This window comes from Corallincola luteus (genome assembly GCF_004336975.1).
Lineage (GTDB): Bacteria > Pseudomonadota > Gammaproteobacteria > Enterobacterales > Neiellaceae > Corallincola > Corallincola holothuriorum.
Window position 1 is genome coordinate 106,072 of the sequence record NZ_SJXE01000004.1, and the last position, 18,488, is coordinate 124,559.

At 46.4% G+C, this 18,488-nt stretch carries 18 protein-coding genes and 1 tRNA gene; 5 read left to right on the forward strand and 14 right to left on the reverse strand.

The genetic code is table 11. From position 1 onward, the window contains the following. Nucleotides 1-57 precede the first annotated feature (57 nt). Complete coding sequence (gene apbC / locus EZV61_RS10040) at nt 58-1,131, reverse strand: iron-sulfur cluster carrier protein ApbC (RefSeq protein WP_131415390.1); 1,074 nt, start codon at nt 1,129-1,131, stop codon at nt 58-60. Between the two features lie 138 nt (nt 1,132-1,269). Between apbC and metG the strand changes: the two genes are divergently transcribed. Further along, nucleotides 1,270-3,315, forward strand: coding sequence for a methionine--tRNA ligase (gene metG / locus EZV61_RS10045; RefSeq protein WP_131415392.1), 2,046 nt, complete (start codon nt 1,270-1,272; stop codon nt 3,313-3,315). 57 nt (nt 3,316-3,372) lie between these two features. Here the strand turns inward: metG and EZV61_RS10050 are convergent, their stop codons facing one another. Beyond that, the gene (locus EZV61_RS10050) at nt 3,373-3,627 is read right to left on the reverse strand and encodes an acylphosphatase (RefSeq protein ID WP_240695183.1); all 255 of its coding nucleotides are present in this window, start codon (nt 3,625-3,627) and stop codon (nt 3,373-3,375) included. 137 nt (nt 3,628-3,764) lie between these two features. On the opposite strand from EZV61_RS10050, the gene EZV61_RS10055 reads away from it, so the two are divergent. Beyond that, the gene (locus tag EZV61_RS10055) at nt 3,765-4,955 is read left to right on the forward strand and encodes a class I SAM-dependent methyltransferase (RefSeq protein WP_130565589.1); all 1,191 of its coding nucleotides are present in this window, start codon (nt 3,765-3,767) and stop codon (nt 4,953-4,955) included. Here EZV61_RS10055 and EZV61_RS10060 read toward each other — a convergent pair. Continuing rightward, a complete protein-coding gene (locus tag EZV61_RS10060) occupies nt 4,926-5,849 on the reverse strand; it encodes a hypothetical protein (protein ID WP_131415396.1) in 924 nt (307 codons plus the stop codon). The two genes, EZV61_RS10055 and EZV61_RS10060, sit on opposite strands and share 30 nt — an antisense overlap. Before the next feature lie 117 nt (nt 5,850-5,966). Here EZV61_RS10060 and hutC point away from each other — a divergent pair, with 117 nt between their 5' ends. Continuing rightward, nucleotides 5,967-6,665 carry a histidine utilization repressor gene (hutC, locus tag EZV61_RS10065; RefSeq protein ID WP_114336627.1) on the forward strand — a complete coding sequence of 233 codons (699 nt, stop codon included), beginning with the start codon at nt 5,967-5,969 and terminating at the stop codon, nt 6,663-6,665. A gap of 13 nt (nt 6,666-6,678) precedes the next feature. Here the strand turns inward: hutC and EZV61_RS10070 are convergent, their stop codons facing one another. The 3 genes from EZV61_RS10070 to EZV61_RS10080 all read right to left on the reverse strand — a co-directional run bounded on the left by EZV61_RS10070 (nt 6,679) and on the right by EZV61_RS10080 (nt 7,778). Beyond that, nucleotides 6,679-7,143 carry a low molecular weight protein-tyrosine-phosphatase gene (locus EZV61_RS10070; RefSeq protein ID WP_131415398.1) on the reverse strand — a complete coding sequence of 155 codons (465 nt, stop codon included), beginning with the start codon at nt 7,141-7,143 and terminating at the stop codon, nt 6,679-6,681. Nucleotides 7,144-7,204: 61 nt separating this feature from the next. Beyond that, nucleotides 7,205-7,501, reverse strand: coding sequence for a DUF2845 domain-containing protein (locus EZV61_RS10075; protein WP_114336629.1), 297 nt, complete (start codon nt 7,499-7,501; stop codon nt 7,205-7,207). A 49-nt stretch (nt 7,502-7,550) separates the two neighbouring features. Continuing rightward, a complete protein-coding gene (locus EZV61_RS10080; RefSeq protein WP_131415400.1) occupies nt 7,551-7,778 on the reverse strand; it encodes a hypothetical protein in 228 nt (75 codons plus the stop codon). Between the two features lie 246 nt (nt 7,779-8,024). Between EZV61_RS10080 and EZV61_RS10085 the strand changes: the two genes are divergently transcribed. Beyond that, entirely contained in the window at nt 8,025-8,534 is a 510-nt protein-coding gene (locus EZV61_RS10085; RefSeq protein ID WP_338068541.1) for a SprT family zinc-dependent metalloprotease, read from the forward strand. A gap of 51 nt (nt 8,535-8,585) precedes the next feature. Continuing rightward, a tRNA-Gly gene (locus EZV61_RS10090) sits at nt 8,586-8,659 on the forward strand. Nucleotides 8,660-8,673: 14 nt separating this feature from the next. Here the strand turns inward: EZV61_RS10090 and EZV61_RS10095 are convergent. The 8 genes from EZV61_RS10095 to tssE form a co-directional block, all read right to left on the reverse strand. Then, nucleotides 8,674-9,591, reverse strand: a complete 918-nt coding sequence (locus EZV61_RS10095) for a hypothetical protein (protein WP_131415404.1) — start codon at nt 9,589-9,591, stop codon at nt 8,674-8,676. A gap of 2 nt (nt 9,592-9,593) precedes the next feature. Continuing rightward, entirely contained in the window at nt 9,594-9,881 is a 288-nt protein-coding gene (locus EZV61_RS10100; protein WP_114336633.1) for a PAAR domain-containing protein, read from the reverse strand. A gap of 16 nt (nt 9,882-9,897) precedes the next feature. After that, nucleotides 9,898-11,709: a type VI secretion system Vgr family protein gene (locus tag EZV61_RS10105; RefSeq protein ID WP_131415406.1), complete on the reverse strand. Its 1,812-nt coding sequence runs from the start codon at nt 11,707-11,709 to the stop codon at nt 9,898-9,900. 72 nt (nt 11,710-11,781) lie between these two features. Next, complete coding sequence (locus EZV61_RS10110; protein WP_114336858.1) at nt 11,782-12,261, reverse strand: Hcp family type VI secretion system effector; 480 nt, start codon at nt 12,259-12,261, stop codon at nt 11,782-11,784. Between the two features lie 268 nt (nt 12,262-12,529). Then, on the reverse strand, nt 12,530-15,136 hold the full coding sequence (tssH, locus tag EZV61_RS10115; RefSeq protein WP_131415408.1) for a type VI secretion system ATPase TssH: 2,607 nt from the start codon (nt 15,134-15,136) through the stop codon (nt 12,530-12,532). Between the two features lie 49 nt (nt 15,137-15,185). Further along, nucleotides 15,186-16,175 carry a type VI secretion system baseplate subunit TssG gene (gene tssG, locus EZV61_RS10120; protein ID WP_165569574.1) on the reverse strand — a complete coding sequence of 330 codons (990 nt, stop codon included), beginning with the start codon at nt 16,173-16,175 and terminating at the stop codon, nt 15,186-15,188. Next, nucleotides 16,172-17,995, reverse strand: a complete 1,824-nt coding sequence (gene tssF, locus EZV61_RS10125) for a type VI secretion system baseplate subunit TssF (RefSeq protein WP_131415412.1) — start codon at nt 17,993-17,995, stop codon at nt 16,172-16,174. Before tssF ends, tssG begins: the two co-directional genes overlap by 4 nt. Next, nucleotides 17,992-18,483: a type VI secretion system baseplate subunit TssE gene (tssE, locus tag EZV61_RS10130; RefSeq protein WP_131415414.1), complete on the reverse strand. Its 492-nt coding sequence runs from the start codon at nt 18,481-18,483 to the stop codon at nt 17,992-17,994. Before tssE ends, tssF begins: the two co-directional genes overlap by 4 nt. Nucleotides 18,484-18,488: the final 5 nt, after the last annotated feature.

Sequence of the window (18,488 nt, forward strand, 5' to 3'; positions counted from 1 at the left end):
CCCTATAGATCGGCGCGCTCATTAAAACGCTGACGCCTATTTTTCGCAACCTTTTGCTTATTGTATTTCGATAATAGGTACGTTATCGGTTGCGGCTTGATGCCGAGACCAAACAAACGCACCAACTTTTCTCGCCAATTCTATGTAAAGCTGGCTCACAGGCTTACTTGGATCGGCAGCGACTGAAGGGTTACCAGAGTCCGCATCACTTCGGATCGAGGGTTCCAGCGGTAAACGCGCCAACAGCGGGACGCCCGTCTCTTTAGCTAACAGATCGCCCCCTTCTTTACCAAAGATGTGATTAATGTGGCCGCACTGTTCGCAAGAATAAAAGCTCATATTCTCTACCACGCCGCAAACGGGGATATTGACCTGATTGAACATATCCACACCACGCCTGGCATCAGAGAGCGCAAGATTTTGCGGCGTCGTGATCACGAGGGCGGCACTGACTGGTACTTTCTGCGCCAAGGTGAGCTGAATATCGCCGGTGCCCGGTGGCATATCGATGACCAGATAGTCCAGCTCAGGCCATTGGGTGTCATTTATCAGTTGTTGTAACGCACCCGAAGCCATTGGCCCGCGCCAAACAGCAGCTTTATCGCTGTCGATAATAAAGCCCAACGAGTTACAGACAATACCGTGAGCCGCAACGGGAGCCATCACTTTGCCGTCGGGTGACGCGGGCGTTGCACCTTCTACACCTAGCATAATAGGTACAGAGGGCCCGTAGATATCTGCATCTAGTAGGCCAACAGCAGCACCGTCATGGGCTAGCGCTAACGCTAAGTTGGCAGCCGTGGCTGACTTGCCCACGCCGCCTTTGCCGCTCGCCACAGCAATAATACTTTTCACTTTACTGAGGTTTTCGCGGGATTCATCTACTAGGTAATCCGGCACTCGGGTTAAAATAGTTATTGCTATATCACCCAAACCATACTGCGCAACTAAGCGCTCAACCTGCCCCGTTAATTGGTCTTTGAATTCTTTATTAAAACTGCCAACAGTGATGGTAACTGCATTATTGCTAAGCTCTATCTGAGCGGACAACTGGCTTAACGTGCTTCCTGTCAGCGGCTCTACTAAATCACCAACAGCGACTAAAAAGGCGGATCTATTATCGATTGTCATGGGTAATTCTTATCGTTCTGCGGGCTCAGAAGTGTATCACGTCAATTGTTTAGGCCGAAGCGGGTGCAAGCTGGCGCTGCTTCTAGTAAAATCCGCTTCCTTATAAAAGTGCAACGAATTCAGGATTTGGACGACACCATGTCGCGAAACATTTTGGTTACCAGCGCCCTGCCTTATGCAAATGGGCCGATCCATCTAGGCCACTTGCTCGAGTATATTCAAACGGATATCTGGGTACGCTTTCAAAAACTCCGTGGTCACGCTTGTCACTATGTGTGTGCCGATGACGCGCATGGCACGCCGATCATGCTTAAAGCGCAGCAATTGGGTATATCGCCTGAAGAGATGATTGCGCAAACAGCGATTGAGCATCAGCAAGACTTTGCCGATTTTCAGATCAGCTTTGACAACTATCATTCTACTCACAGTGATGAAAACAAAGCGCTGGCGGAGATGATTTACACCAGATTAAATGACTCTGGCTATATCAAGACCCGTACCATCAGTCAGCTATTCGACCCTGAAAAAGAGATGTTTCTGCCTGATCGCTTTGTTAAGGGTACCTGCCCGCGCTGCGACGCTGAAGATCAGAACGGCGATAACTGTGACAACTGTGGCGCCACTTATAGCCCAACAGATCTGAAACAGCCTAAATCTGTCGTCTCAGGTGCTACCCCTATCCTCAAAGATTCAGAGCATTTCTTCTTCGATTTGCCACAATTTAAAGAGATGCTTGGTGAATGGCTCAATAGCGGTGCCCTGCAAGAAGAGAATGCCAATAAACTGAAAGAGTGGTTTGAAGGCGATCTCAAGCAGTGGGATATCAGCCGTGATGCCCCCTACTTCGGTTTCGAGATCCCTAACGCACCGGGTAAGTATTTCTATGTCTGGTTAGATGCGCCTATCGGCTACCTCGCCAGCTTTAAGAATCTGTGTGATAAGCGTGACGACCTGAACTTTGATGAATTCTGGGCACCCGGCTCCGATGCCGAAGTTCATCATTTCATCGGTAAAGATATCACCTACTTCCACTGTCTGTTCTGGCCTGCGATGTTACACGGCGCAGATCTACGCCAACCGACGGCGGTACACGCTCACGGTTATGTGACGGTCAATGGTGCGAAGATGTCCAAGAGTCGGGGTACGTTTATCAAGGCGCGCTCTTACCTTGATCATTTAAATCCTGAATATTTGCGCTACTTCTATGCGGCAAAGCTCAGCAGCAAAATCGATGATTTGGACCTGAATCTTGAAGACTTTGCCCAACGGGTAAATTCAGACTTGGTCGGCAAGGTGGTGAATATCGCCAGCCGTACTGCAGGGTTCATCAGTAAACGCTTCGACGGCACCTTATCAACCACTATCGCTGACCAAGCGTTACTTGATGAGTTCGTAAATGGGTCTGAGACCATTGCTGAGCATTATGAAGCTCGAGAGTTTGGCAAAGCGATGCGCGACATTATGGCATTGGCGGACAAGGCTAATGCCTATATTGCCGAGCAAGCACCATGGAAACTGGTGAAGACCGAAGGCCAAGAGCAACATGCCCATGACGTCTGTTCACTGGCGATCCACCTGTTCAGGATCTTGATGGTCTACCTTAAGCCTGTGTTACCAGCGATGGCTGCTGAAGTCGAACTGTTCCTAAATGACAGCTTAACTTGGGAAAGCACAACTAAGGTGCTTACAGGCGCTAAAATCAATAAATTCAAACCGCTAATGCAGCGGGTAGAGATGGATAAAGTAACCGCGATGGTTGATGCGTCAAAAGAGAATTTGCAAACAGCAAACGTGGCCGGTCCAGCTACTGAAACACCAGAGCAGGCTGAATCAGAACTGGCAAAAGATCCACTGGCTGATGAGATACAGTTTGACGATTTTGCCAAGGTTGACCTACGCGTGGCACTTATCGCCAAAGCAGAAGAAGTGCCGGAAGCGAAGAAGTTACTCAAGTTGACCTTAGACCTAGGCGGCGAAACCCGTCAGGTATTTGCAGGTATCAAGAGCGCCTATACGCCTGAGGACCTTGAAGGCAAGCTAACGGTGATGGTGGCGAATCTGGCACCACGTAAAATGCGCTTTGGTGTATCGGAAGGTATGGTGGCGGCCGCCGGCCCTGGGGGTAAAGAGATCTATATCTTAAGCCCTGATAGTGGCGCCAAGCCTGGCATGCGTATCATGTAATATAGAAAGCCCGGATAGCTTAGTTATCCGGGTTCTTTTTGCGTGACGCATTTTCTTCTATAAGGTGCGAAACTCGCTAACATTAGCGCACGGTACTTGGTCTATTTTTAAAGACTCCACAGTCGCTGTTCGCGGCCCAGTTTCTAACCACACCAACATGGCGCTAATTGCACTCAATTCGCCTTCGATTAATACTTCCACCCGACCATCCACCAGGTTTTTGGCATAGCCCGACAGTCCGCGCTTTAGCGCTTCCTGCTGAGTATAGTAACGAAAGCCAACACCTTGAACACAGCCCTCGACAAGACACAACCTCGCCTCTCGCATCGTTATTTTCGCCTCTTTTTCGTTTCCTGAAGTTTAGCTTGCGTTGAGTTAAGTCATGATTCTGCTATCCCTGCTACGCTTTAGCCCTTACAATCCCGCCTCTTTTATCTTGGAATAGCACAATGACAGCCTCAATTACATTAGCCAAAGGCCGTGAAAAATCATTACTCAGACGCCATCCATGGGTCTTTTCTGGCGCCGTTAGTAAAGTTAAAGGCAAACCGCAATTGGGTGATACGGTCAATATATACGCAACCGACGGCAGTTGGGTAGCCAGAGGCGCCTATTCCGCAGAGTCTCAAATACGCGCCCGTATCTGGACTTTTGACGAGTCAGAAGAAGTAGATGAAGCATTTTTCCTTCGTCGTATTGCGGCGGCGAATGCCCGTAAACTTAAAGTGTTGGCGGATAACCTTCCGACGGCCTATCGCGTTGTTGCTGCAGAGTCTGATGGCTTACCGGGGATCACTATCGATAAGTATGCCGATACGGTGGTGTGTCAGCTACTCTCAGCCGGTGGCGAACGTTGGCGCGGCGCTATCGTAGCGGCACTGCAACATGTCTTCCCGGAGCATTCAGTCTATGAACGCTCAGACGTAGATGTTCGCAAGAAAGAAGGCTTATTACCGGTTACCAACCTGTTGCATGGTGAGATGCCTTCCACCGAAGCCGTTATTGAAGAAAATGGCTTAAAGCTGCTAGTCGACATTCAGCAAGGACATAAAACAGGCTATTACCTGGACCAAAGAGATAATCGTCTGGTTAGTGCTGATTACGCAAAAGATAAAACTGTACTCAACTGCTTTAGTTATACCGGCGGTTTTGGTACCTATGCTCTGAAAGCCGGCGCTGCTCATGTGGTCAACGTCGACATGTCACAACCCGCACTCGATATTGCCAAGCAAAATGTTGAGCTGAATGGGTTGGATCTCAGCAAGGCTGAGTTTATTCGTGAAGATGTGTTTAAGTTGCTTCGTCGTTATCGGGCAGAAGGAAAGCAGTTCGATACGATCATTCTTGATCCACCAAAGTTCGTCGACAGTAAGCAACAGTTAACTCGTGCTTGCCGTGGCTACAAAGATATCAATATGATCGCAATGCAATTGCTTAAGCCCGGTGGGATCTTGCTTACTTTTTCCTGCTCAGGCCTGATGCCAACGGACCTGTTCCAAAAGGTTGTCGCAGACGCGGCACTAGACGCAGGTCGCGAAGCGTGGTTTTTGAAGTGGCTTCACCAAAGTCAAGATCACCCAGTGTTAAGCAGCTACCCTGAAGGGCTCTATCTAAAGGGTTTGGTAGTTCAAGTTGATTGAGCTTCTAGCTTCATGTGACTGATAGAAGCGGAGAATAAGCTCCGCTATCATACTTGCGCACTGCCTATCACTGAGCTTTGCTGGCGGTGCCAAGTGTAAATATCGACTTTTGAGGCGATTACAACTGCGGGACAAAAACACCTTAGCGTGTGCCATAGAGATCGGCAGTTGCCTCGTTCCGTTCTCTTCCACCGCTATCCGCGCCAAATCAATAGTCATCATCGAAGGCAGTTTTGAGTCAGCAAGATAGTCCGCATGAGTAATAACCGCTTTCGACCATGACACATCATCAGCACTATATAGTGTATTCAGATCGCTAAAGCAGGCTCTTTCTAACGCTGCAAATAGCGGCTTTACAACCGTCCCCGCCATTGCCGATAAACGGCCCACTTCACCCTCTTCGTATTGCATAACAGCAGCTTGCAATAATTCAGGCTGCGGCAGTTCGACGTTATCAGCTTGAAGAAACAAGCTGGCGAGGGGCGCGCCAGTATAAGCGCCGATCCCTTCGGTCATGCCTATCAGCGTTTCTGGGCCACCACCGATGAGTACAACTTTAAGGTTGCACATGGCAGCCATGTGAACAACGCGATTGACATCAGCTTGGTCCACTTCCAACCCGGCACAGATCTTATTCTCAGGGTGGCTATTCAGCAGCTTAATGGCAAGTGCTTCGAGCACAAGCGTAGATAACTTTCTCGTTGGCGCCGTTCGCACAAAGATTAAGACATACTCCGAGCCGTCACGGTTCAAACCCAGCATACTGTCGATCAGATGATTATCGGCAGCCGCAGTGTCTTCAGGCAGTTGACTAAATGCTTCCAGCATCGCAGTTTGAGTACTCTCTTCTGTGGCCATAAAAGCGCTCGATAATAAACGTACACTCTTCATCACTGGTGACTCTCCTGAACGCCGGCTAAGCAGTGCAATATCCGCTGTATATACAACTGTATTCTTTGCTATATTGATAGCTCTAAGGGTATGACACACTATAAGGGAGTTGGAGCTTACATGCCTAAATTTTTAGATATCCAACAATCAATTAGAGATGCGATCAGGGAAGGAACACTCAAACCTAATCAACAAACGCCTTCCGAAAATCAGCTAGCTTCCACGTTCAGCGTTAGCCGTATGACGGCAAGACGGGCATTACAAGAATTGGTGGCAAAAAATGTCCTCTTTTCCGTTAAGGGGCGCGGCACTTTTGTCAGTGATCCTCGTGGTCAATCACCGATTTTTGAGTTCAAGAATATTGCCGACGAGATCCGTGAACGTGGAAGCCATTATAAGAGCCGAGTTCTTTTGCTGACATCACGCCCCGCCGATCGCGAAACAGCGTTTGCACTCGGTACAGCGGAAGGCAACGAGGTGTTTTTCAGCATGATAGTGCACCTGCAAGATGGCATTGCAGTGCAATTGGAGCAGCGTGCGGTCAACCCCGATTTCGCGCCGCAATATCTTGCTCAAGACTTCAATCATACGACCCCCCACGACTATCTCTGTGGTGTCGCGCCACTGACGGAGGCCAGCCATCAAATAGAAGCAATTCTACCAACATCAAGTATGTGCGAATGGCTTAAGATTGATGCAGCACAACCCTGTATACAGGTAACCAGGCAGACGCTGAGCGACAAGAGTGCGGTAAGTTTTGCCCGGTTAATCTATCCCGGGCATAGATATAGATTAGGTAATGAACTGGTGTCTGGGTAAGGAAACGATGGCGCTACTCGAAGCTTCGGATTAAACCATCACAAGCATCTTCAAGTAGATTCAGTACCACTTCAAAACCTTTTGCTCCGCCGTAGTACGGGTCGGGTACTTCTGACAATGAGGAGGTTCCGTAGCTGAGCATGAGTTTTATCTTCTCGCGGTATTCCGGCGGACAGATCTCGGCTAGGTCATCCATATTTTGGTTATCCATCACCAATATTAAGTCAAACTCTTGGAAATCACTTGCTACGATTTTTCGCGCTTTAAGACCCGTAAAAAAGTAGCCGCGCAACTCCCCTGCCGCTTGCGCACGGGGATCGGGTGAAGTGCCCTGATGGTAGCCAATAGTACCGGCGGAATCCGACTTTATATTAAAACCAGCCTCTTCGGCTTTCACTTTAAAGACGGCTTCAGCTGTTGGCGAACGACAGATGTTCCCCATACATACAAACAGAACCGATTGCACTTTGCTTACCATTACTTACCGTTCACTCGTTTCGCACTAACAATGCAGCAGATAGTAACAGAGCTCATTTCTTTTAATCACTAATCTTCTCAATTAAGACCACTTTTCCGGCTTTGAATGTGAAGATCGTGATCTGTTTTTCATTTTCGAGTTGAAAACCGACGCGTTCAACTTTGGTTTCATCATCGCCGGAGACCACATCTGACAACACTGGGGAGCCACACTTAGATATCACAACCAATTTGTCGTCTTCACGGGTTACCCAGCCACCTTCACATTTTACGTTGGTTACAGTGTAGGTACCCGCCACGACGATAGCTGACGAAATAATAGATATAAAGAGAAGAGAGACTTGATAGAAACTGCGCATTTTTCTCACATCCTTGTGGTCATTTATAAACCGAATTAGTTCTCCTAGATTACCATTGTGCCAGCTCACCGATCAAATCACTGTAACCGCGCATCTCTAACGTATCTAGTAGGACGCTAACCGACTGCCAATCACTTTGAACTGCATCATGAAGCGCATTACTTAATTCTTGTGCATGATTGGCGCTATAACCTTCGTTTATCGCCAAGGCAAAGACCTCATTTCGATTAAAGCCTCTGGCACCGGATTTGATTTCTCTGATCGCTTGATCCAACATAAATACGCCCAATTTTTCAGCATCGCTATTCGGTAACATTAACAATAGAGATTGGCTTCATCGAACGGATTTTGAGCAGGTCGTGATCCAGCGCAAGGCGATTGTAAAAAGAGAGCCTAGTTAAGGTGATTATCATCACAGATATAGTTCGCCGTAAGAATCATCGACGATGTCAGCATACGGAAGCAAAGATAAACCTCAGTATTAAGCAACATCAAGGATTTAACTATCTACTCTCAGGCTGTCATATCATTACTCTCTTGCGTAGAAGAGCGTTACCCTAGCGTAAATGTACGCCCAACCTACTCCTTTAATCTGACCGGTGTGGCAGCTGGTAAGTGCACAACGCAGTTCTCGCTATTTGGTCAACTAACCCAATGTCATCTGGAGTTTAATGCCAAAGCGATCGCCGCTGATAAAGCGTTCTTTGAAAATGAAACTCTTCCCCATGAGGTAGCCCACTTTGTTATCGCTTCTTTGTATGGAAGAAGTAAAGCTATAAGACCTCACGGGCCAGAATGGAAAAGGATATGCATAGAGTTAGGCGGTTCTGGAGCAAGAACTCACAACCTCGCGCTAAAAAGGTCGAAACAATATCGGCAGTGGTTGTATATTGATTCAAATGGCCATCGCCACATGCTTAGCACCATTCGCCATCGCCGCGTGCAAAGTGGAACCGTATATAAAGCGCGCTCGAGTAAAGCTACCATTGAAGCAAAAGGTTTTGTGGAAGAAGTAATACAGGATGCAGAGTAGTCACTTTATTATTGTTAACTCGGCAGAAATAGGTGATTCTAGGTTGAAAATGCGGGTGTAGTTCAATGGTAGAACGGCAGCTTCCCAAGCTGCATACGAGGGTTCGATTCCCTTCACCCGCTCCAAATTCGCAGCCAATCTATCCTTGCCAAGTTAATAAGGCTGCAGACCGATATGCATATTCTGATATATCTAATTGCAACCGGTTGCCGACATCACACGAAGTTTGTGCGACTCCTTGGCGATAGTAATTTAAAACCTCAAACAGGCCGCTGGCTGCACCAAGCTCGCCAAGGAATAAGTTAGAAAAGCTCGTTTTAGTTTGTGGGGAGAGCACCTTAGCCAACTTTTGATAGCTACAAAGCCATTCATCTCGCTGCTCTTCCGCTGCGTGCGTCACACAATACTGGTCTACAGGAGACCCTATTTCTGTCACATAGCCGCTGAAAATCGCACTGACAGCACCACCCACCTCCGTCGTAGTAAGTTGCGCTTCCGTTTTGAGCCAGGGAATCAGGACACCAACATCGCTCTTTGCGACGCGAGTAAGCAATAAACAATCATTCGCTACATATTCATTGGTCAGCGACAATGCAGAGCAGTCAGCAGCGACAATAGTAACGTGCGTGACCTGTGACTGTTCAAGGAGCGTATCTAAACGCTTCATACCCATTAATGCAGATGCGCGCCCATAAGGGTAGAGATAACAGTTGGCAGAGGTGGCGAGCTCAGGAAAGAGCGTGGTTACCAAGTCAAAAGCTAGCTTCCCCGCTTCATCTGCAGACGGGGACAGTTGCGGCATTAAAAAGATAACAGGCAGATCAGAACTGATTTGCTCACGCAGCAGATCTCTTTTCGACAACAAATAGGCCTGAAGTCTATCGAACTTGGTTAGCCCGTCCTGGAACTGGTATGAATGACTAAATCGCGCGCGTAGTTGGTGCGCTTTATAAGCCAAATAATCTACCGTCGGTAGCTCATCAGTAGGAAATATAAGTTGATCCTCAAACGCGGTATCACCGAGAAAAAACTTTGAATCTGAAAATTTTAAGGCCATCGCTAACCAATTAGTACCGTCGGATTACCAACGACTATCTTCCCGCCATGAGCCGTACCATCGCCCAGCCTCGCAGCGGGTTTACCATTAATTTTGACGCTACTTGAGCCTTGTTTAATTGTGTCGGGGGGGCCTATGCAGATCAACTTATCCCCTTTACACGCCGCTGGTAAGCCACCGATTAGTACGTTGCCAGAGCCGCCGACGACAGGCCCTCCGACGTGGGGGACCTTCGACGTCACCTTTGGACAAACGTGGAAACTGGTTAAAGTCGCCGCGGGTTTTCCCATTGTAATTGCCCTAACCTTAGTTCAGAGAAATGCTGCCAGCTTTTAACGCGATAGCACTGCCATTTATTGAAATTTTCGAGCCTTTAATATCTACCGAACCACTACTCGACAACGTTATAGATGCACCGCCAGTTTTTATCGTTATCTTGCTACCAGCATCGATAACTAGCTCTTTACCTATGGTCAATTTATCGCTCTTACCAACCTCGGTAACCCGTTCACCTTTAATCGCTGTGGTGTCATCTTTATTAATCTGAGTCAGACGATCTCTTTTAATCGTTTCAGTGCGATCGTTCTTGACGAGTAATTCGAGATCCTTTTCTGCCTGGGCATATAGCAGCTCTTTACCTTTTGCATCCTCAAATTTTATTTCATTAAAATTATCGGCGCCGCCAGATTTGGATGATCGGGTTTTAATTCCGGAAACCGTCTTTTCCGAAGGAAGATCATAAGGCGGCATCAAATCGCCGTTATATACAGCACCAATGATGATCGGCTGATCGGGATCCCCACCGAGGAACTCAACAAGCACTTCCTGTCCCTTACGCGGAAAAAAGAATGCTCCCCAGCGGTCTCCCGCCCAATTCTGCGCCACTCTTACCCAGCATGAGCTGGCACTATCAAGAATTCCTTCACGGTCCCAATGGAAAAGCACTTTGACTCGACCATACTTATCGATTGTTATCTCGTCAGTCGAATCTCCAGTCACCACGGCAGTTTGCACACCCGTGATAGTCGGCTTAACGGTCAGTTGACTGGGCACAAAACAGACGTCAACAGGTATACAGCTAATGCTATTAGTAATGAGCTGGTCTTGTTGTTTCTCGGCACCAGTTTGACTGGCAATTTTTATAACTAAATGGCTTTTAGTAATGAGATATGATTTGTTAATCTCGGCCGGATCTTCATGGGCAGAAAAAGAAAAATAATGCCCTGCCGTAAAGCTTCGGCAATTACTACTGGCATTGGCCTCAATCCGGTCTTTTTGCAAGGACGCGAGAGTAACTTCTGCAGCAAGGTTGGAACGGTTATTCCATTCTGATTCACTTACATATTCATAGACTTCGAGTTCGTCACTTTCTGTTGCTGTGGCACACGGCTTCTTTGTAGGCTTAGCAAAATCGTATCCAGCGATAACCGCCTTGGTTGACGGTAGATTAATAGAGCCACTCCAGCTGTGGATGTGGGCCTCAGAAAGGCTTCCGGTCGTGAAAGCCACTTGACCTTCTGGACTTTTACGATAGGAGGCTACATCATCGGAAAATACAATCGTATGTGCGCCTTTTACGTGTTCGAAGAAATAGAATATTCCTTCATCTTCTAATAGCCTTGAGATAAATGAGAAGTCGCTCTCATGATATTGAACTTTATAATCGTAAACGGCGTGAGTTTTATTTAATTCAAACTTTGATTTTATTCCATATACAGAAAGTATATTTCTAACAATATCTTCGATGTTTTTCTTTTGAAAAATCTTACAGTTTGTTCGTCTATTTAGAGACCAAAGATCTGGAGAAACGGTAAGTTGATAGTCTTGATACTTATGGCCATCAGCATCGGCTGAAACACGACTACCCAAGGACCTCAAATTTGTGATCTGTCCGTGTAAATAACGTTTATTATTACCTCCAAGCAATATAGTTATCGTCGCATCAGTACCGATCATCCGATCACAGACAACGAGTTCTTCATTAGCGTATACGTTAAGTTGAATACTAAATAGGGTGGAAATACTCTCTACGGCTTCCAATGAAGTAATGTGGAGTTTGTCTTTTCCAAGATCAGTTTCAACGCTAATGATATTGTTGTCTTGCGACGCCTTTTCCATGGCTTACCTATTTACTTTTCAGTAACTAAAAATGGGGTGCCTAAGCACCCCCTTATACAGAGTAGCTTGCGCTTACAGCTGCTGTCCTTTAACACCGCTATAGCCATAAACCATAGGTGCTTGAACATTGTTTTTGTCGTCGGTAGGTGTCACTGTCATCATCATCTCGGTATAAGAGATAGTCAGCGTTTCAACTGGACGATCGTTTTGTACTGACACTGAATAGCTAGAAATCATAGCGTCAGTCAGTTCAATCTTCATGATCTCTTCGATTTTCTCACCCTGCTTGGTAATGTGGAAAACCGCTTTTTTACCTTTACCAATGGTTGCTTCTTTGAACAGATCTGGTGATGCCTTATCTTGCATCTTAGTGATAGTAATATCACCTAATCTTGTAGCACTTGCTTCACGATCTTGTGCAGTACCAGTGAAAGATGTAATTTCACGATTTACTGCCCAATCAACAGAAAGCAAGGTGATCAGATCTTTATACTGCTCAGCTGTTGCTTCGCCTTTGATGCCTTCATAATTTAGATAAGTATTTGCTTGCACGCTAATCTCCTTTAGCATTATCAATGTCACAGCCAATGATTTAACTGCAACTTATATATCATCACTTCGTTGATGATTTGTGATATTGACAAAAGGAAATTGGCTCATTCCCGAGCGGGTTTGAAGTGCCAATTCCTTTTGGCTTAGCGACCGAAAACATTTATTGGTCACAGTGATTATATCTTTATAGTCGATATTTACAAACTATAAACAACGATATATTTAAATAATTAAATCTTTCGCCCAACCTAAATTAGCTCCACCTAACTTACGATAAGCCGATCGTAATTTCTCCATTCTCTACATCCAAAACAACATGATCAAACTCTCTATTTTCAGACAACGCGAGTAGTACTTCTGAAGATAGGTTGGGTAAAAGAATATTTTGCAAATTATTGTGTAAAACACGCGCACCTGAGCCTGCATCATCACAGAGAGAAATTAGATGGTTAATTAGCGCTTCAGAATATTCTGTAGATGCTTGGTATGCACGTTCGATTCTTCCCGCTATCTTATCAAGTTGCATCTTAGCGATAATAGTCAACAACCCATCATTTAATGGTAGATATGGAATTACATTTATCCGACCAAGAAACGCGGGCTTGAAGACCTCTAGCAGATCAGGTTTTATTGCTGTTAACAGGCCTTCGGTAGACGGCGCGGTATCAGGATCTTCATGTAACCGCATTATCGTGTCAGTTCCAACATTTGAGGTCATAATAATGATGGTATTGGAAAAATCTATATCACTCCCCTCACCATCCTTAATCGTACCTTTATCAAAGACTTGGTAAAAAATATCCTGCACACCTGGATGAGCTTTCTCCATCTCATCAAGCAATACAACGCTATAAGGTTTACGGCGAACCGCCTCAGTCAACACACCGCCTTCGCCAAATCCAACGTAACCCGGAGGTGAACCAAGAAGAAGAGAAACTTTATGCTCCTCTTTGAACTCCGACATATTGATAACCGTCATTGCGTCCTCGCTACCATAGATCTGTTCAGCGAGAGCCAGCGCCGTTTCCGTTTTACCTACACCACTGGGACCGGAAAGAAGAAAAACACCGTTAGGCTTTCTTTCGTCTGCTAATTGAGCCCGGGCAGTTTGTACAACTTTTCCGATCAGTGCCAATGAGTGATCTTGCCCAACGACGCGCTCTCGCATCGATTCGCTAAGGTTTAGTACGGTCTTAATCTCATCGCCCTGCATTCTTCCAACAGGAATACCGGTCCAATCCGCAATAATTTCAGCGACTAATGTTGGTGTTACAGACTGATGAACTAATGGAGCAGCGGTGGCTTCAACTGAGTCTTTAAGCGCAATTAGTTTCGACCGACTTTCCTCGTCGGCTTGTTGGCCTTCGGAATTATAGAGCGTGTAATACAGATCGTTGAGTTGTTCAACTATCGCTTTCTCATCGCGCCAAGCGGACTCTAAACACGACTCTTCAGATTCAATGTTAGTCAGTGCTTCACGTAACTCAGTGATCGTTTCAGCATGATCAGATCCGGTTACCTGCTCTTTTTCTAACAGTGCAACTTCAGCGGTCAGCTCTGACTTTTTCTTTTTAATTTGTTCTAAACTGGGCGGTACTGATGCTTGGCTCATCGCTACACGCGCACATGCAGTATCAAGCAACGCAACAGCCTTATCTGGTAGTTGGCGGCCCGTAATATAACGACTAGATAACGTCACCGCCGCGCGCAGTGCGCTATCAGATATGAACACGCCATGGTGCTTCTCCATGATTGGTAGAATACCGCGCAACATAACCACCGCAGTTTCTGGCGAGGGCTCTTCCACTTTTACTACCTGGAAGCGACGCGCCAATGCAGCGTCTTTCTCAAAATATTTTTTATATTCAGCCCATGTAGTCGCAGCGATAGTACGTAATTCCCCTCGCGCAAGGGCGGGCTTTAATAGGTTTGCCGCGTCATTTTGTCCTGCTTGGCCACCGCTTCCGATTAAGGTGTGCGCTTCATCGATGAAAAGCACGATTGGCTGTTCTGATGCTTTTACTTCTTTGATCAGATTCTTAAGGCGACTTTCAAATTCACCTTTCATGCCTGCACCGGCTTGAAGTAACGCTAAATCCAACGAAAGTATACGGATCTGCTTAACCGCATCGGGTACATCACCGTTTGCAATACGCTGTGCTAGTCCCTCAACGACCGCCGTCTTACCCACACCAGCTTCCCCCGTGAGGATTGGGTTGTTCTGTCGCCGCCGCGTTAAGATATCGATCATTTGTCGTATCTCTATGTCACGCCCCAATACAGGATCAATTTTCCCCTGTTTGGCCATATCAGTCAGATCAGTTGTGAACTGCGTCAGCGCGCCGCCAGTGGCAGCCTTTTGAACGCCGGCATGTACTGTGTTTTGATCGGTCGTGATCTCCACGCTTTTCTGTCTTAGCTCCGGCCACACATCAACTAATTTCGCTGGGCTAATCGCCTCCAGCGTAGTGGTATAACGCATAGTGGCGGTGACTAACTGATCGTCATTAATCAACGCATAGAGTAGATGAACTGTACCAATTTGATGATCGGAAAACTCAATTGTCGCAGCCATCCAAGCTGATTTTAGCCACGCAACTAACTGCGGTGACAGTCCCGGAGACGAATCATAGCCGCTACTTAGCTTGTCCAAACTCGAATTAAGATTTGACCGTAGTTCACCCATATCTACGGTAAAGTAATCAGCTAATAGGGCAAAATCTCCCTGCTCATTAGATGCAAGCGTAGACAGCCAGTGGAGCACCTCAACCGTCTGGTGGGATTTCGAATGACACAATGCGGCAGCCGATTCTAAGCTTACTTTGCAATTGGGTGACAGTTTTTCAACGAGTGACTTCAATGTCATCGTGGACATACCAGTATCCTTTCCAGTTAATCAGTAGTAAATGTTGTGATTGATAGATTTATGCAATCGTTATCGTTGTCTGTTCTGTTAGCCTCTGACTTCTTACTTGTAATCCAGCACCTTGTCCGAGCCCCGGACTGCGATTGCCAAGAACCGCGCTCGGCAGATCACCGTATTGGGCTGTCATTCGCCAGCGTACTTTCATACCCGCGGGGAGGTATCGTTCGCTGATCCGTTTTACCGCCATGAAGAGCTTCATCCCCGGTAGCAATGCTCGCGCCTTTTCCATGCTATCCACATGGAACTCAATATCGATTGCCGAACTTGTATCCCATACTTTTTTACCTATGGTTGCCCCCATACCAAGGGCTGCATACTGCCCTTCCGGTTGCAGACGCCCCGCAAGTCGAGTCTGCTCTTCTTCGCGCAATGACAGCCAGCGCCCGACAAATTGTTTAACTGAAACGACGCTACCACTAAGGTCTTCAAGAATATTCTGTAGCGATTTGGCATTTCTAATTTTGTTAGCAAATAAGCCACCATAATAGGCTTCTAAACTCGTAGAGCCACCGGCAAACGCGTGCATAACATCATCTAAAGTTTTCCGTTGGCCGTTAGGTTTATTCTCATACGCTACGGGGACCCGATATTTTTCCCAAGCACGGAAAAAAAGTGACAGCACTCGATGATTAAACAGGTCATAAAACTCCGCCATCGCGGTGTCTTTGTTTTTAATTCGCTGCATAACGAGTTCGGAGTAATGCTTCGGCAGCACACCGTTAACACCGGTTAAGCCAAACAGCGCGGTCTGCAGTTTAACTCTCTTATGACTGCGAATCAGGTAGGGGCCGATATGAACATTTTCAACAGAGTGACTGGGGACACCAAGGTGTTGAGATGTTTTAAAGCGAACCAACTCTTTTGATGGCAGACTGTCCGTGCCAATCCAATGCACCTCATCGGCACCGCGCCACTGTTTTTGTATATAACGCACGGTTTCAAAAAAATCATAATGGTGCGTATTCTTTGCCAACTCGTTTAGATTCATAGCAAAGGCACTCCACCAGAAACTGCAGGCCATTGATGAAAATGACGGTTCTGGTAACGGAGTTTGATCGACAATTGCGTAAAACTGTTAACCGCTGCAAATAGAGAAAAGAACTCAGATAAGACACTACCAAAAAAGAACAGTTGGCTCCCCGAAAGCTCATCCTCGATAAACTCGATAATGACTTCTGAACCGTGACAAAAAGCCACCCTACCCTTGCTTACGACTCTAGATGTCGCTGGTTTAACCTCCACCGAATGAATAGCGTCAATCATGGATGCGGTTTGTGGTGACGACGTAAAGTCGTATAACTTTAGGCAATCAACCAGTATTTCGCGGCTATTACCATCTGCAAAATCGTTTAAACAAAGGTTGCGCATCAACTGCCATCGTGTCGCTTCACCAAGGGCCGGGCGTATCGGTTTTGTTGGCGGCACCAAGCACCGCACAGATTTAATAAGGTCTGCTTTTGCACTTATTTGAAGTTTCGGCTGGCCAACACCAAATGGTAAGCGGCTAGCTAAGTTCCTGTTGCTACAAGTGGCAGTAACATCAACAACCAAACGTTGTTCTTCTTCCAACTCCACTAACTGAGCCTCAGGATCGATGACCGAGAGATAAGTTTCATGGCCTGGCTCAGTAAAGCCACCGGCCCAGCTAACTAACTCGCGCCGACTGCTCCAATAAAGATCGTTTTGATTTGAATACCGCGGATGGGATTCACTATAAAATGGCTTCAGTTGTAGCCTTTCACCCTGATGATCAAACGCCTCTACATTGTCAATTTTGATCACTTCCCGCGCATCAGCATCACCATATTGCGGAGTTAATTGGTATTCATATCGCGCAGGTTTTACTTCAAACGTCTCCATTTTTTGTTCAAACAAGTTGATTATCGGCGTACAGCCTAACAAAACATGCTCTTTGTTGAGTTGCTTGGTGAGTGTTTCGGAAGGCGCACTAAAAAAGAGGGTGATCTCAACCTTGTTATCATCACCCAACCACTCGGGCAAAAGCTCATCAAGGTCGAAAAATAGAAACTTCTCAGGAAAGGCAAATTGCTCAACTAACAACCGGTAGCCATCAAAGCTTCTTTTACTATATGGCACCACCGCCTGCTGACTATCAAAACCAACTCTTTTGAGGTGTCTCGGCTGCAAGTACCGAGTTTGTCCCTTTGCGCCTGATTTTATGGCAATTCCAAGCGCTGATTGGAATATGAGTTGATACAAAGGCAGTGTAACCTGGGGTTGTCCATTAAGATGGAATCTTAATCGATCAATCCCCATCTCTTTCAGCTCAACGTTCGCAAAGTCGCCTGTGACATTTAGACGCAACATTGACTGTGCTTTACTAAAAGGCCCTACAGGATCTTTAAACGGCGCATTAATAAAAGATGCATCTGCAACACTGATTGGCCAAACATCGGTCTCATAGCATGTTCTAAAAGTGCAATTTTTATAACCTTCGTTGCGACTTTCCACCACGGATTGTGCAGGTAATTTTAATGCAGAATCCGTCAGGTTCTGACTTGATACCTGAATAATGGACATTGAGGGGATCGGCGCTTGATAGTCAGGGTACAACATGCCTAACAAACCATCGGTTAACTCTGGAAAGCTGTCATCCAGCTTTCTTCGCACCTGAGCTGTTAGTAGAGAAACACCTTCAAGCAAACGCGAGACGTGAGGGTCTTCGACTACCTCCTCACTCATTCGAAGTCTTCCCGCTACCTTGGGGTAACGGTTGGCAAACTCTGCTCCCATATTTCGCATATAAGAAAGCTCGCGATTATAGTACTTCAGCAGTTGATCACTCATCCATGAACCTCTTTCACAAGCATACCTAAATGAACAGGCTCCAGTTCTGAGTCAAATGAAACCTCTTCGGGGAGCGGATCAGCATGCAAATATGCGTTAATACGTATCTTTAAAATGCGATCTAATGGCATCTCTTCATCCAGCGCCGTTACTGATACTTCGACAAATCGCGGCTCGAAGCGCAAGATAACCTCTTCTATTATCTGGCACAGCCTTTGACGCCCCTCTAAGTTACTCGTCTGCATAGAGGAAAAGTCAGGTAAACCATAATTTACCAACGAAGCCTGAAGCTCTTCATAGTGCTCAGGGATCTCCAACCAACTACTTCGAGAGTTCAGCAAAGCTTCAAGATCCCGGCGAACACTGTCACGTAACTCGCGAAGACCGAAATTAGTCATCGCTTTACTGTCACGAACACCGCTAGGGTCATCATCAATCAAACGATCCAGTAATGAACGCTGCAGGGGTTGTTTACTGTGCAGTGGCATTAACG